15 protein-coding genes are annotated in these 13,836 nt (G+C 31.9%); 14 read left to right on the top strand and 1 reads right to left on the bottom strand.

Annotated elements, in window-relative coordinates; translation table 11 throughout:
• The first annotated feature begins 21 nt into the window (after positions 1-21).
• From BX611_RS12610 to BX611_RS12550, 14 genes are all read left to right on the top strand, one after another.
• On the top strand, positions 22-1,878 hold the full coding sequence (locus tag BX611_RS12610) for a 2-oxoacid:acceptor oxidoreductase subunit alpha (protein ID WP_115881798.1): 1,857 nt from the start codon (positions 22-24) through the stop codon (positions 1,876-1,878).
• A gap of 2 nt (positions 1,879-1,880) precedes the next feature.
• Positions 1,881-2,891, top strand: coding sequence for a 2-oxoacid:ferredoxin oxidoreductase subunit beta (locus BX611_RS12605; RefSeq protein WP_115881796.1), 1,011 nt, complete (start codon positions 1,881-1,883; stop codon positions 2,889-2,891).
• 142 nt (positions 2,892-3,033) lie between these two features.
• The gene (locus tag BX611_RS12600; protein WP_115881794.1) at positions 3,034-3,384 is read left to right on the top strand and encodes an NADH-quinone oxidoreductase subunit A; all 351 of its coding nucleotides are present in this window, start codon (positions 3,034-3,036) and stop codon (positions 3,382-3,384) included.
• Entirely contained in the window at positions 3,375-3,971 is a 597-nt protein-coding gene (locus tag BX611_RS12595; RefSeq protein WP_240325002.1) for an NADH-quinone oxidoreductase subunit B, read from the top strand. Before BX611_RS12600 ends, BX611_RS12595 begins: the two co-directional genes overlap by 10 nt.
• Positions 3,972-3,981: 10 nt before the next feature.
• Positions 3,982-4,443, top strand: coding sequence for an NADH-quinone oxidoreductase subunit C (locus BX611_RS15125; RefSeq protein ID WP_205417126.1), 462 nt, complete (start codon positions 3,982-3,984; stop codon positions 4,441-4,443).
• Between the two features lie 6 nt (positions 4,444-4,449).
• On the top strand, positions 4,450-5,571 hold the full coding sequence (locus BX611_RS12590) for an NADH-quinone oxidoreductase subunit D (protein WP_205417125.1): 1,122 nt from the start codon (positions 4,450-4,452) through the stop codon (positions 5,569-5,571).
• A gap of 10 nt (positions 5,572-5,581) precedes the next feature.
• The gene (gene nuoH, locus BX611_RS12585; RefSeq protein WP_115881971.1) at positions 5,582-6,646 is read left to right on the top strand and encodes an NADH-quinone oxidoreductase subunit NuoH; all 1,065 of its coding nucleotides are present in this window, start codon (positions 5,582-5,584) and stop codon (positions 6,644-6,646) included.
• Between the two features lie 6 nt (positions 6,647-6,652).
• On the top strand, positions 6,653-7,129 hold the full coding sequence (locus BX611_RS12580; RefSeq protein WP_115881792.1) for a 4Fe-4S binding protein: 477 nt from the start codon (positions 6,653-6,655) through the stop codon (positions 7,127-7,129).
• Positions 7,130-7,133: 4 nt separating this feature from the next.
• Positions 7,134-7,655 carry an NADH-quinone oxidoreductase subunit J family protein gene (locus BX611_RS12575; protein WP_115881790.1) on the top strand — a complete coding sequence of 174 codons (522 nt, stop codon included), beginning with the start codon at positions 7,134-7,136 and terminating at the stop codon, positions 7,653-7,655.
• Positions 7,655-7,972: an NADH-quinone oxidoreductase subunit NuoK gene (gene nuoK / locus BX611_RS12570; RefSeq protein WP_115881788.1), complete on the top strand. Its 318-nt coding sequence runs from the start codon at positions 7,655-7,657 to the stop codon at positions 7,970-7,972. The genes BX611_RS12575 and nuoK overlap by 1 nt, the downstream gene beginning before the upstream one ends.
• A 13-nt stretch (positions 7,973-7,985) precedes the next feature.
• Positions 7,986-9,905: an NADH-quinone oxidoreductase subunit L gene (gene nuoL / locus BX611_RS12565; protein ID WP_115881786.1), complete on the top strand. Its 1,920-nt coding sequence runs from the start codon at positions 7,986-7,988 to the stop codon at positions 9,903-9,905.
• Positions 9,906-9,914: 9 nt separating this feature from the next.
• On the top strand, positions 9,915-11,402 hold the full coding sequence (locus BX611_RS12560) for a complex I subunit 4 family protein (RefSeq protein WP_115881783.1): 1,488 nt from the start codon (positions 9,915-9,917) through the stop codon (positions 11,400-11,402).
• A gap of 71 nt (positions 11,403-11,473) precedes the next feature.
• Positions 11,474-12,901, top strand: a complete 1,428-nt coding sequence (locus tag BX611_RS12555) for an NADH-quinone oxidoreductase subunit N (protein ID WP_115881781.1) — start codon at positions 11,474-11,476, stop codon at positions 12,899-12,901.
• Positions 12,902-12,907: 6 nt separating this feature from the next.
• On the top strand, positions 12,908-13,234 hold the full coding sequence (locus BX611_RS12550) for a hypothetical protein (RefSeq protein ID WP_115881779.1): 327 nt from the start codon (positions 12,908-12,910) through the stop codon (positions 13,232-13,234).
• Here the strand turns inward: BX611_RS12550 and BX611_RS12545 are convergent.
• Entirely contained in the window at positions 13,231-13,833 is a 603-nt protein-coding gene (locus BX611_RS12545; RefSeq protein WP_115881777.1) for an alpha-ketoglutarate-dependent dioxygenase AlkB family protein, read from the bottom strand. The two genes, BX611_RS12550 and BX611_RS12545, sit on opposite strands and share 4 nt — an antisense overlap.
• Positions 13,834-13,836: the final 3 nt, after the last annotated feature.

Raw genomic sequence — 13,836 nt, 5'->3', positions numbered from 1 at the left:
ATTTTCTAATTAGCATAAATTATGATTACAGCTAAAACAAAACAACAACCCGAAGTACTGGAAGCAGTAATTATCAGATTTGTTGGTGATTCCGGCGATGGGATGCAACTAACAGGAACACAGTTTTCTGACACGTCTGCAATGTTTGGTAATGATATTGCCACATTTCCTAATTATCCATCAGAAATTAGGGCTCCGCAGGGAAGTTTATATGGAGTCTCCGGATTTCAAGTTCATATTGGGAGCGTTGAGGTAAGCACACCAGGTGATAATTTAGATTTATTAGTTGCTATGAATCCTGCAGGCTTAAAAACCAATTTACATGCTGTAAAACCAGGTCATACAATTATTGTTGATACTGATTCTTTCACAAAAAAGAATTTGGAAAAAGCACAATATGAAACAAACCCATTAGAAGATGGAAGTCTAGAAAACTATCGGGTTATAGAAGTTGCAATGACTTCTTTAACAAAAGAAGCACTTAAAAGTGTTGAGGGGTTAGATAATAAATCTATTACCCGAAGTAAAAATATGTTTGCTTTAGGTATGGTTTATTGGATGTACGATCGTTCAAGAGAACATACAATTGATTTTTTTAATAAAAAATTTAAAACCAAGCCTCATATTATTGAAGCTAATACCAAAGTTTTAAACGCTGGTTTTTATTTTGCAGAAACTTTGGAGTTAATTCCAAATGCGTATACAATTTCTCCTGCAAAAATGAGACCAGGTACTTATAGAATTATTATGGGTAATACTGCAACTGCTTGGGGATTTTTAGCAGCAGCAGAAAATTCAGGATTGGAATTGTTTTTAGGGTCGTACCCTATTACTCCAGCAACTGATATACTTCATGAACTTGTTAAACATAAGCATTTTGGAGTAAAAGCATTTCAGGCTGAAGACGAAATAGCTGGAATTACATCAGCAGTTGGAGCTGCTTTTGCCGGAGATTTGGCAATAACAACAACTTCAGGTCCTGGTTTGGCTTTAAAAGGTGAAGCATTAGGTTTAGCAATGATGATTGAATTGCCTTTAGTAGTAGTTAATGTGCAACGTGGTGGTCCTTCAACAGGTTTACCTACTAAAACTGAACAATCAGATTTATTACAGGCTTTATATGGTAGAAATGGTGAAAGCCCAGTAATTGTTATAGCGGCAAGTACGCCAGCAAATTGTTTTGATTATTCTTATGAGGCAGCAAAATTAGCTTTAGAACACATGACACCTGTTATATTATTAACTGATGGATATATTGCAAATGGATCAGCACCATGGAAAATAAAATCAGCTAAGGAAATGTCAACTATAAAAACTAATATTGTTAACGAAGTTAAAGATAATTGGAATCCTTATGATAGAGATGAAAACACTTTAGCAAGAAACTGGGCAATTCCGGGAACTGCAGGGTTAGAGCACAGAGTAGGTGGGTTGGAAAAAGACAAAGTTACAGGTAATGTTTCTTACGTTCCCGAAAATCATGAATATATGACTCATATTAGAGCTGAAAAAGTTAAGAGAGTTCAAAATTATATTCCTGATATAAAAACTGAATTTGCAGAAACAGGTGATTTATTGGTTATTGGATGGGGAGGAACTTATGGTTCTTTACATTCTGCAGTTAAACAAATAAACGAAGAGGGCTATAAAAATATAGGCCTTGCGCATTTTAATTATATAAATCCTCTTCCTAAAAACACGGAAGAAATTTTAACTAAATTTAAAAAAATTATCGTTTGTGAATTAAATAGTGGTCAGTTTTCAAAAGTGTTAAATATTAATTTTAATGGATTTGAATTTAAACAATTCAATAAAGTACAAGGGTTGCCTTTTGGAAATACAGAACTAATTCAAAAATTTAAACAATTAGTAGATTAATTATGGAAACAGCTGTAAAAAAATATACTTTCAAAGATTTCACAAGTGACCAAGAAGTAAGATGGTGTCCAGGTTGTGATGATTACGTTATTTTGCGTTCAATGCAAAAAGCACTTCCTGAAATGGGAGTAAAAAGAGAAGATGTAGTTTTTATTTCCGGTATTGGATGTTCATCTCGTTTTCCATATTATATGAATACCTATGGAATGCATAGTATTCACGGTAGAGCACCAGGGATTGCTTCTGGAGTAAAATTAGCCAATCCAAATTTAAGCGTTTGGGTTATGACAGGTGATGGTGATGCAATGGCAATTGGTGGAAATCATTTTATTCATGTATTAAGAAGAAATATTGATTTAAATATTGTATTATTTAATAATGAAATTTATGGTTTAACCAAAGGACAATTTTCACCGACTTCATTAGTTGGACAAAAAACAAAATCATCTCCTTATGGAAATACACAACCACCATTTCAACCAGGTGAATTAGCAATTGGTGCGCAAGCCAGATTTTTTGCTAGAATAGGTGGGAATAATCCAAAAGATATGACTCAAATTTTTATTGAGGCTCAAAAATTCAAAGGAACTTCATTAATTGAAGTATTACAAAATTGTGTAATTTTTAACGATGGATGCTTTACCAATATTACTGATAAGGCTGTGAAAGAAGACAAGCAAATATACCTGGAACACGGAAAACCTATGATTTTCGGTAAAGAAAAAGATAAAGGTTTAATTTTAAATGGCTTAAAATTAGAGGTTGTAACAATAGGAGAAAATGGAATAACCCAAGAAGATTTATTAGTTCATAACGCTAAAGAACAAGATCCAACATTACATCAAATGCTGGTAAGGTTAGAATATCCAGTTGCTACAGGCGTTATTAGAAGTTTTAATGATGTAACATTGGAAGAACGAGAAGATGCTTTAACAGCTCAAGTTAAAGCTAATTCAAAATTCAAAAAAACTGACGATTTGTTCTTTTCTGGAGAAACGTACGAGGTTAAGTAATATTTATTACATTAATCACTGACTTTTATCATTTCTGCACCAAAAGTATTCTATTACTTTTGGTGCAGAAATAAAAATAAATAAATTCTTATAAATTCGATTAATCTACTATTTTTGTAGACTAATAAAAAAAGTGTATAAAATGGGGTCAGAAGCTATTATTGTATTTCTACTCGCAGGTATTGTTTTAGTTGCAGGAGCAAATTTTTTATCGAATTTGATTTCGCATAAATCGGACAATCCGCAAAAGCGGGAACCTTATGAAAGTGGTATGAAAACCATTGGACCTACTTGGGTTCAGTTTAAAGTTGGTTACTACCTTTTTGCAATCTTATTTTTAATATTTGATGTAGAAGTTGCCTTTTTAATTCCTTGGGCGGTTGTTTTTAAGGATGTAGGGTCAGTTGCTTTTATTGAAATTATTATTTTCTTAGTAATTTTAGGATTGGGATTGTTATACGCTTGGAAAAAAGGAGCATTAAAATGGGAGTAGAAAAAAAACGATACACAAGTCAAATGGAATCAACAGAATCTGTTCCACAGGTTCCAGCAGATTTCCCGGGAAAAGTAATTCCCGCAGGCAATGGAGCTAACGTAATTGTTACTTCATTGGATCAAATAATTAATTGGGGGCGATCAAATTCACTTTGGTCGCTTTATTTTGGTACAAGTTGTTGTGCTATTGAAATGATGCAAACAGGAGCTGCTCGCCACGATTATTCCCGATTCGGTTTTGAAGTTGCACGTCCTTCCCCACGTCAAGCAGATTTAATAATTATTGCAGGAACCATTGTTAACAAAATGGCGCCTGTACTTAGAAGATTATACGATCAAATGGCTGAGCCTAGATATGTAATAGCAATGGGAGCTTGTGCAATTTCCGGGGGACCTTTCTTTTATAATTCTTATTCGGTTGTTAAAGGTGCAGATCATGTAATTCCAGTTGATGTTTATGTACCTGGTTGTCCACCGCGTCCTGAGGCATTATTAGAAGGTATGCTAATGCTTCAAGATAAAATTCGAAAAGAAAACATGAAGCATAAAGTAAACCCTATTGATGGATTTGATGAAGGACTTTAAAACTGAATTTATGACTAACGAAGCATTACAAAATTTGATAAGTAGTTGGATTCCTGAACTGGAATTTACTGAAGAAGGTTCTCAGTTCTTAAATATTTCTGTAAAACCAGAACAATTACATCAATTATTAGCACAATTAAAAAGCAATACTGAAACTAGTTTCGACTATTTATTTTGCTTAACAGGTATGGACTGGGGAAAAGAATTAGGAGTTATTTACCATTTAGAATCTACTGCACACAGACATATTATTGTTGTAAAAGTACAAACTGAGGATAGAGAAAATCCAACGTTCGATTCAGTTTGTGACATTTGGAGAACAGCTGAATTTCACGAACGTGAAGTATTTGATTTCTTTGGAATTAAATTTAATAACCATCCAAATTTAAAGCGCTTGTTTTTAACAGATGAATGGGAAGGGTTTCCTTTGAGAAAAGATTATGTGGATGAAATTAATATGGTTATTAAATAAGAAATTATGGATACAACTATAGCAAATAGTAACTTTAAATCAGAAGAATATTTCATTAATATGGGACCGCAACACCCTGCAACTCACGGTGTTTTGCGTTTATTATTAACCATAGATGGTGAAATTATTAAAAAAGTTGAACCAGATTTAGGCTACATTCACCGCTCTATCGAGAAAATGTGTGAAAGAGACAGTTATCAGCAAATTGTTCATTTAACAGATAGGATGGATTATTTATCGTCACACATAAATAACGAAGCTGTTTGTTTAACTGTTGAAAATGCACTTCAATTAGAAATTCCAGATCGAGTTAAAGTTATTAGAACCATAATTGGCGAATTAACCAGAATTGCTTCGCACACACTTTGGTGGGGAGTTATGGGAATGGATGTTGGTGCATTAACAACCTATTTTTACGGATTTAGAGACCGTGAAATGATTAATGATATTTTTGAAGAAACTTGTGGTGCTCGTTTAACTATGAACTACAACATTCCAGGAGGTTTAATGTTTGATATTCATCCTAATTTCGTAAAAAGAACAAAAGAGTTTATTGCGCATTTTAAAACAAAATTACCTGAATATGACACCTTGCTTACAGGAAATGTAATATTTCAAAAAAGAATGAAAGGTGTTGGAGTTTTAACCAAAGAAGATGCAATTTCATTTGGTGCTTCCGGTCCTGTTGGTCGTGGCTCTGGATATTCTTGTGATGTTAGAAAATACCATCCATATAGTGCTTTAGATAAAGTTACATTTAATGAAGCCCTAAAAACTGAAGGGGATAGTTTTGCGCGTTACCAGGTTAGAATTCAGGAAATGTGGGAATCTATGTCTATAATTGAACAATTAATTGACAATATTCCTGAAGGAGATGTTCAGGTAGCAACAAATGCAGTTATAAAATTACCAAAAGGTGAATTTTACCAAAAAGTAGAAACTGCTCGTGGAGAATTAGGAGTTTATATTAATAGTACAGGAACTAAAAATCCATATAGAGTAAAATTCCGTTCTCCAGGATTTTCGAACCTTTCATTATTAAATCATATTGCAGTTGGCGGGAAAATTGGAGATTTAGTAGCTTCAATGGCAACATTAGATCTTGTAATTCCAGATATTGACAGATAAAATTAATACAATGAATATATCATTAAATATAACAAAAACCATTACCGAATTACTATCAGGTTTTATGCCTGAAGGTGCTGCAAATATTGGGGCTATGGTTACCATCGCATTAATTTATTTAGCCATTTTTGCGGTTGCAGGTTTGTATCTTGTTTTATTAGAACGTAAAGTAGCTGCCTGGTTTCAATTACGATTAGGTCCAAACAGAGTTGGGCCTTGGGGTTTGTTACAAACTATGGCTGATGCATTAAAATTGGTTTCAAAAGAATTAACTGGAACTGTAAAAGCAGATAAATTTTTATACAATTTAGCACCTTATTTTGTAATTGTTTCATCATTAATGGCATTGGCTGTTTTTCCTTTCACTAAAGAATTTCAAGCTTTTGATATAAATATTGGAATCTTCTTTTTAATTGCAATTTCATCAATTGGTGTAATTGGAATTTTATTAGGTGGCTGGGCAAGTAATAACAAATTTGCCTTAATTGGTGCTATGAGAAGTGGAGTACAAACTATTAGTTACGAACTTTCGGTTGGTTTATCACTGTTAACAATGGTTTTATTAACCGGTACTTTGCAATTATCAGAAATTGTTGAAGTTCAAAAAAATGGTTGGTTAATTGTTCAGGGACATATTCCTGCAATTATTGCATTTATGATTTATATGATTGCTGGAACTGCTGAAACAAACCGCGCACCTTTTGATATGGTTGAAGCCGAAAGTGAATTGGGAGCTGGTTTTCATACTGAATATTCAGGAATGAAATTCGCTTATTTCTTTTTAGCGGAATTCATAAACATGTTTATTATTGCCGCAATTGCTACTACCGTATTTTTTGGTGGTTGGCTTTCTCCTTTTGGAATTACAGAATCTATTCCTTGGTTAGGTGTTTTTTGGTTTATTGGAAAAACATTTTTATTGGTGTTTTTAATGATGTGGTTCCGTTGGACGTTCCCAAGATTAAGAGTTGATCAGTTATTAACATTGGAGTGGAAATATTTATTACCACTAAACTTACTGAATATTATTTTAATGGCAGTAATTGTTTGGTTGAACCTAACAATTCAATTTTAAAGAATTATGAGTTATTTTGGAGACATATATAAAGGAATAAAAACGCTACTTACTGGTATGAGTGTTACCGGAAAGTACTTTTTAACCTCAAGAAAAGGAGCTATAACACAACAATATCCTGATAACAAAGAAACATTAAAAATGTTTGAACGTTTTCGCGGAGAAGTTGTAATGCCTCACGATGAAAATAATGAACACCGTTGTACTGGTTGTCAGAAATGTGAATTAGCCTGCCCTAATGGTTCTATTGAAATTATTTGGGACAGACAAATTGACCCTGAAAGTGGCAAAAAGAAAAAAATGATAGATAAACATATTTATCATTTAGGAATGTGTACTATGTGTGGTTTGTGCATTGAAGCTTGCCCTACAGATGCCATTGTTTGGGCACAAAATTTTGAAAATTCTGTGTACGACCGATCTTATTTGACCAAAGTTTTAAATCAACCGAACTCTAAATTAAAAGCTGGAGTAGAAGACTAAGTATATGGAAAGAATTATATTTTACATTTTAGCATTGATAATGATTGTTTTTGCAATCGCTTCTGTTTCTAGCAAAAAAATGCTTAGATCTGTTATTTACTTATTATTTGTGCTTTGCGGAATTGCAGGACTTTATTTTTTAATAGATTATAATTTTCTGGCAGCTATTCAGCTTACTGTTTATGCCGGAGGTATTATTGTATTAATAATATTTTCAGTAGTATTAGTTCATCATATTGAAATGGAACTGGAATTAGCAAAAAGATCAAAACAAATTTTAGTTGGTTTAGCTTGTTTAATTGGTTTAGGTATCTTTTTAACTACAATTTACTCACATACATTTAATGTGGTTGAAAATTCTATAACTACAACAGCAGAAGATATTGGACTAGGGTTATTAAGCTACGAAACAGGTGGATTTATTTTACCGTTTGAAGTAATAAGTATTTTGTTACTAGCTTCTATGATTGGTGCAATTGTAATTGCAAAAGGAAAAAAACTAACCGATAAAAATGAACCTAAATAATGATAGCCGGAATTAGCATATACGAAATTCTAACCGTTACCTCTATCCTATTCTTTATTGGTGTTTACGGTTTTATTACAAGAAAAAACTTGATTTCAATTTTAATGTCAATCGAATTAATTTTGAATGCATCGGTTATAAACTTTGTTGTTATCAATAAATATTTATATCCAGATATGTTGCAAGGTGTTTATTTTTCAATCTTTATTATAGCTGTGGCTGCCGCAGAAACTGCATTGGCTGTTTCTATAATAATTAATTTATATAGACAAATTGCTTCTGTAGAAGTTAAGGATACTGAAATTATGAAATATTAATAGTTAAGAAATTATGGATTTTACTTACGTAATATTAATACCACTTATTCCTCTAGCAGCATTCTTATTGCTAGGAATTTTTAATCAAAAAATTAAACCAGCAGTTTCTGGATATATTGGTGTTGCAGGATTATCTACTTCCGCAGCTTTGTCATTTTACACAGCATATCAATACTTTTTTATAGTAGGAAAGGTAGAAGGAGTTTATCAAACTTTTGTTGAAAAAACAACTTGGATGAACTTTACAGACACTTTAGCAATTGATATGGGTATTTTAATTGACCCAATATCAGTTATGATGTTAATTGTAGTATCCGTTATTTCATTAATGGTTCATATATACAGTAGAGGTTATATGAAAGGTGATGATGGATATACTAGATTTTTTGCTTTTTTAGGTTTATTTTCCTTCTCTATGTTTGGTTTGGTTTTAGCCACAAACTTATTCCAAATCTATATTTTTTGGGAGTTAGTTGGAGTTTCTTCATTCTTATTAATAGGATATTATTACACAAAACCATCAGCGGTTGCTGCTGCAAAAAAAGCATTTATTGTAACACGTTTTGCTGATCTAGGTTTCCTGGTTGGAATTTTAATTATAGGTTATTACACAGGAACATTCGATTTTAAAACCTTAAATAATCCTGAAGGAAGTGCTATTTTAAATTGGGCATCTACATCATTTATAGGATTATCAGTAATTACTTGGGCATTAATTCTAATTTTTATTGGTGGTGCAGGTAAATCTGCAATGTTCCCATTACATATTTGGTTACCTGACGCAATGGAAGGTCCAACACCAGTTTCTGCATTAATTCACGCGGCAACTATGGTTGTTGCTGGTGTTTATTTAGTAGCACGACTCTTTCCAATGTATTATTTTGTTGAAGATGGCTTTGCTCTTAATATAGTAGCTTATGTGGGTGCATTTTCTTCATTATTCGCTGCAATAATAGCAATTACACAAACCGATATAAAACGAGTTTTGGCATTCTCAACTATGTCACAATTAGGTTATATGATGTTAGCTTTGGGAGTTTCTGGATATGATGGTCACGAAGGCGTTGGTTATATGGCTTCAATGTTCCATTTGTTTACGCACGCTATGTTTAAAGCTTTATTGTTCTTAGGAGCAGGTTCAGTAATACACGCTGTACATAGTAATTATTTAAAAGATATGGGTGGTTTACGTAAGTATATGCCTATTACAAATATTACTTTTTTAATTGCGGCTTTAGCAATTTCTGGAGTGTTTCCTTTATCAGGGTTTTGGAGTAAAGATGAAATTTTAGTGGCTGCTTTTGAACATAATAAATTAATTTATGGGGTTGGTGTTTTTGTTGCCGGTTTAACTGCATTTTATATGTTTAGATTGTATTTTGGAATTTTCTGGGGAAAAGATACACAATACAAACACGCACCGCATGAGTCTCCAATTTCAATGACTTTTCCATTAATGATTTTAGCCTTTATAAGTATTGTTGGTGGATTTATTCCTTTTAGTGAATTAATTACTCCTGATAAAGCTGGTTTTGAAGCGCATTTAAATATTCCTTTAGCAATTGTTGCTACTATTGTTGGCTTAACAGGAATTGGTTTAGCGTATGTTTTCTATAAAAAAGAAAATAATATGGCGGACAGATTCGCAAATGCTTTTGGAGTTTTTTACAAATGGACGTTTAACAAATTTTATTTTGATGAAATTTATATATTCGTTACAAAAAATATAATTTTTAATAGAATCGCTGCACCTATTGCTTGGTTCGATAAAAAAGTTGTTGACGGAACTATGGAAGGCATCGGAAATAAAACAGTAGTAATTTCTAAAAAAATTAAAGGAATTCAGTCAGGAAAAGTACAAGATTACGCTTTTGGTTTTATTGCTGGTGTAGTTATTTTAGCATTGGTTTTTATTTATTTATGGACAAACTAACAAATTAATATGGATATTTTAACACTCTTTGTCATAATTCCAGTTTTAACAATTGTTGCCTTAGTTTTTACTAAAGGTTTAAAACAGGCACGTTTGGTTTCAATGGTTGGAAGCATTATTCAACTAGGAATGGCAATAAATTTAGTTTTCGCTTATTTCAAAGAAAGAGCTATTAATAAGGAAATAATGGTTTTCACCAAAGATTATGTTTGGTTTGAACAATTTAATATCCATTATACAATTGGTGTTGATGGAATTTCAGTTGCCTTATTACTTTTAACGGCTATTATAGTTTTAGCTGGTGTTTTCATTTCTTGGAAAATTGCTGATTTACCAAAAGAATTTTTTATATCACTTTTGGTATTAGCATCAGGGGTATACGGTTTCTTTATTTCATTAGATTTATTTACAATGTTCGTTTTCTATGAAATAGCTGTAATTCCAATGTATTTATTAATAGGAATTTGGGGATCTGGTCCAAAAGAATATTCAGCAATGAAATTAACGTTAATGTTAATGGGTGCCTCAGCAGTTTTATTAGTTGGAGTTTTAGGAATCTACTTTAATTCAAATGCTGATGGAGGCGCTTTAACTTTCAATATATTAGAAATTGCTCAAGTAAATATTCCATTTGAAGCCCAAAAATTATTTTTCCCTTTAACTTTTGTTGGTTTCGCTGTATTGGGAGCTTTATTCCCATTTCATACGTGGTCACCTGATGGTCATGCGTCTGCACCAACAGCAGTTTCTATGCTTCACGCAGGTGTTTTAATGAAATTAGGTGGATATGGTATTTTTAGAATTGCTATGTTTTTATTACCTGCAGGAGCAATGCATTGGTCTTGGTTCTTTATTATTTTAGCCGCCATTGGTGTAGTTTACGGTGCATTTGGAGCCATTAGACAAACTGATTTAAAATACATTAATGCATATGCATCTGTTAGTCACTTAGGTTTAGTATTATTTGCGTTAATGACACTTAATAAAATAGCTTGGAATGGAGCAATACTTCAATCGTTATCACATGGGTTGTTAACTGCCTTATTTTTCGCCTTAATAGGAATGATTTATGGAAGAACACACACCAGAGATATTAGTAAATTGGGAGGTATGATGAAAATTTTACCTTTTATAGGTGCCATTTATGTAATTACTGGTTTAGCCTATTTAGGATTACCTGGTTTTAGTGGCTTTGTGGCAGAGATGAATATTTTTGTCGGTGCTTTTCAAAATCCAGATATGTTTCAAAGAATTTTAACTGTGTTGGTGGTATCATCAATTGTTATTACAGCCGTATATATTCTTAGGTTAGTTGGGAAAATTATGATGGGACCATTAGTTACCAATGATTGTGAAAATTTACCAAAAGCAACATGGTACGAGAAAACTGGCATTTTATTATTACTTATTCCAATTATAGGAATGGGTGTTGCACCACTTTGGTTAAGTGACATGTTATTGGAAAGTATTCAACCGTTTATTCAAGGAGTATTATAAGCCCCTAACCCCAAAGGGTGAATTAATCGTTGAAGTTAAAATTTTTATAGATAAATATAAAATATTGAAAAATGAATTTAGATAGTTTTCTCATAATGAGACACGAAATTTTACTACTAACAATTACATTGTTGTTATTGGTTGGTGAAATTTTTATAAGTAAAACCAAAAAAAGTAGCTTGGTACATTTGGCTATTTTTTTATTTGGTATTCATACCGTAGTTGGTTTTTTAGCAATTGATGAATCAAGTATTTTTGGAGGTTCTTTTCAAACAAACAACTTAATTCATTTCTTTAAAAATGTATTGAATATTGGGGTTTTTATATTACTGCTTCAATCTGCCGATTGGATTGAAGAAAAAATAGTTGGAGAAAACAGGGGAACAGAATTTTTTATATTATTATTCTCATCTTTATTAGGAATGTATTTTATGATTTCTGCCGGTGATTTCTTAATGTTTTACATCGGTTTAGAACTATCAACTTTACCAGTTGCAGCTTTAGCCGCATATGAAACCACAAAAAGAATTTCAAGTGAAGCAGGAATTAAATTAATTTTATCAGCCGCACTAGCTTCAGGAGTTTCACTATTTGGTATTTCGTTATTATATGCAACATCTGGTTCCATATTCTTTAATGATATTATTGAAGTTATTACTTCAACCAACTTAACCATTTTAGGGTTTATTTTATTCTTTGCGGGTCTATCATTTAAAATATCTTTAGTGCCGTTTCATTTTTGGACAGCAGATGTTTATGAAGGTGCTCCAATTAGCATAGCTTCTTATTTATCAGTAATTTCTAAAGGAGCTGCAGTTTTTATTTTAATGATTTTAATGTTTACTATTTTTAAACCATTAATTGATACTTGGGAAAACTTAGTTTATGTTATTGCTTTAGCAACTATGTTTATTGGTAACTTATTTGCATTACGTCAACAAAATATGAAACGCTTTTTAGCATTTTCATCAATTGCACAAGCAGGTTTTATTTTGTTAGGTTTAATTACCGGAACACAATTAGGAACGGCAACAATTGTATATTTTGTTATGATTTATATCTTCTCAAATTTAGCCGCCTTTGGAGTTGTACAAGCAATTTCTTTAAAAACGGGCAAAGAAAACATGGATGATTATAATGGCTTATATAGAACCAATCCAAAGCTAAGTTTAGTAATGATGCTAGCTTTATTTTCATTAGCAGGGATACCTCCAGTAGCTGGATTTTTTGGTAAGTTTTTCTTATTTACAGCTGCAGCAAGTAAAGGTTACTACTTATTAGTATTCTTAGCAGTTGTTAATGTAACCATATCATTATATTATTATTTATTAGTAGTTAGAGCAATGTTTATAAGGAAAAACGACAATCCTATTCCGTTTTTTAAAAATAAACTTTATATGCGTTTAGGGTTATTAATTACCGTAATTGGTATTTTAGTTTTAGGTTTATACAGTCCGCTGTATGATTATATTTATGAATTAAGTAGTGTTTTTAATTAAGAAATTATGGTATTATCAGGAAAACATACCTTTGGAAGTATTGGAGATACAAGAGTAACTTTTGTTGAAAAAAAGGTTGACGAAAACCGTAAGGATTTTTTAAAAAAACTTTTAGAACACAATGGTTTTGAGGTAATTATAGAAGAAGAAAAAAGAAAAACGGAAGAAGAACCTCAATTATATACAGTTGCTGTAACCGATATGGTTTTTAATCCAACCATTTGGGTTTTTGAGCGTAAATTAAAAACCTTCGACGGACATAAAGTAACACAAGATTACTGGAATCAAGTTTCTGAAGACACCAATCCGCATTATTGGAAATACGCTGATTAAGTATAAATGTTTCTAAAAGTTAAATTAACTCTTGGGAACTTTACTTTGCTAGTTTTTGGTAAACTATGTAACCAATTTTCTTGTGTTTCACCTTTCATTAGTAATAAACTTCCAGGTTCTAAAACAATATCAACTTTTTGTTTTGTTTGAATATGTTTAAATGAAAATTTTCGAGCCGCTCCAAAACTTAATGAAGCTATCACCGGGTTTTTTCCTAATTCTTTTTCATTGTCTTGATGCCAACCCATTCCTTCATTGCCATTATGGTATAAATTTAAAAGACAAGAGTTAAAAACTTCACCCGTTTTTGATTCTACTAATTTTTTTATGGAAATTAATTCCGGAGTCCAAGGAATTGCTTTTTTAACAGAGCTTGAATACGAATATTTATAGTCTAAATTTCCAAACCAAGCTACTTTTCTGGATGTTTTAATTTGTTTTCCAAACATTAATAATTCATCATGAGTCCAAAAATCAGCATTTAAAAATTGGGTTAAGTAAAACTGACATTCTTTACTATTGAACAAAAAGCCATAATCCAACACTTCACCATCAAAAGGAACTATATTTTGAATAGAATTAGTATTGAATAAATCCATTAA

It is taken from the genome of Lutibacter oceani (assembly GCF_003384935.1).
In the GTDB taxonomy this organism is placed as follows: Bacteria; Bacteroidota; Bacteroidia; order Flavobacteriales; family Flavobacteriaceae; genus Lutibacter; species Lutibacter oceani.
Note: the sequence above shows the minus strand (reverse complement) of the source record. Positions and strands in the feature narration are given on the sequence as shown.

Excerpts from the sequence above, each read along its gene's own strand:
- BX611_RS12610 (WP_115881798.1), top strand. The coding sequence starts at position 22 with ATGATTACAGCTAAAACAAAACAACAACCCGAAGTACTGGAAGCAGTA.
- BX611_RS12605 (WP_115881796.1), top strand. The coding sequence starts at position 1,881 with ATGGAAACAGCTGTAAAAAAATATACTTTCAAAGATTTCACAAGTGAC.
- BX611_RS12600 (WP_115881794.1), top strand. The coding sequence starts at position 3,034 with ATGGGGTCAGAAGCTATTATTGTATTTCTACTCGCAGGTATTGTTTTA.
- BX611_RS12595 (WP_240325002.1), top strand. The coding sequence starts at position 3,375 with ATGGGAGTAGAAAAAAAACGATACACAAGTCAAATGGAATCAACAGAA.
- BX611_RS15125 (WP_205417126.1), top strand. The coding sequence starts at position 3,982 with ATGACTAACGAAGCATTACAAAATTTGATAAGTAGTTGGATTCCTGAA.
- BX611_RS12590 (WP_205417125.1), top strand. The coding sequence starts at position 4,450 with ATGGATACAACTATAGCAAATAGTAACTTTAAATCAGAAGAATATTTC.
- nuoH (WP_115881971.1), top strand. The coding sequence starts at position 5,582 with ATGAATATATCATTAAATATAACAAAAACCATTACCGAATTACTATCA.
- BX611_RS12580 (WP_115881792.1), top strand. The coding sequence starts at position 6,653 with ATGAGTTATTTTGGAGACATATATAAAGGAATAAAAACGCTACTTACT.
- BX611_RS12575 (WP_115881790.1), top strand. The coding sequence starts at position 7,134 with ATGGAAAGAATTATATTTTACATTTTAGCATTGATAATGATTGTTTTT.
- nuoK (WP_115881788.1), top strand. The coding sequence starts at position 7,655 with ATGATAGCCGGAATTAGCATATACGAAATTCTAACCGTTACCTCTATC.
- nuoL (WP_115881786.1), top strand. The coding sequence starts at position 7,986 with ATGGATTTTACTTACGTAATATTAATACCACTTATTCCTCTAGCAGCA.
- BX611_RS12560 (WP_115881783.1), top strand. The coding sequence starts at position 9,915 with ATGGATATTTTAACACTCTTTGTCATAATTCCAGTTTTAACAATTGTT.
- BX611_RS12555 (WP_115881781.1), top strand. The coding sequence starts at position 11,474 with ATGAATTTAGATAGTTTTCTCATAATGAGACACGAAATTTTACTACTA.
- BX611_RS12550 (WP_115881779.1), top strand. The coding sequence starts at position 12,908 with ATGGTATTATCAGGAAAACATACCTTTGGAAGTATTGGAGATACAAGA.
- BX611_RS12545 (WP_115881777.1), bottom strand. The coding sequence starts at position 13,833 with ATGGATTTATTCAATACTAATTCTATTCAAAATATAGTTCCTTTTGAT.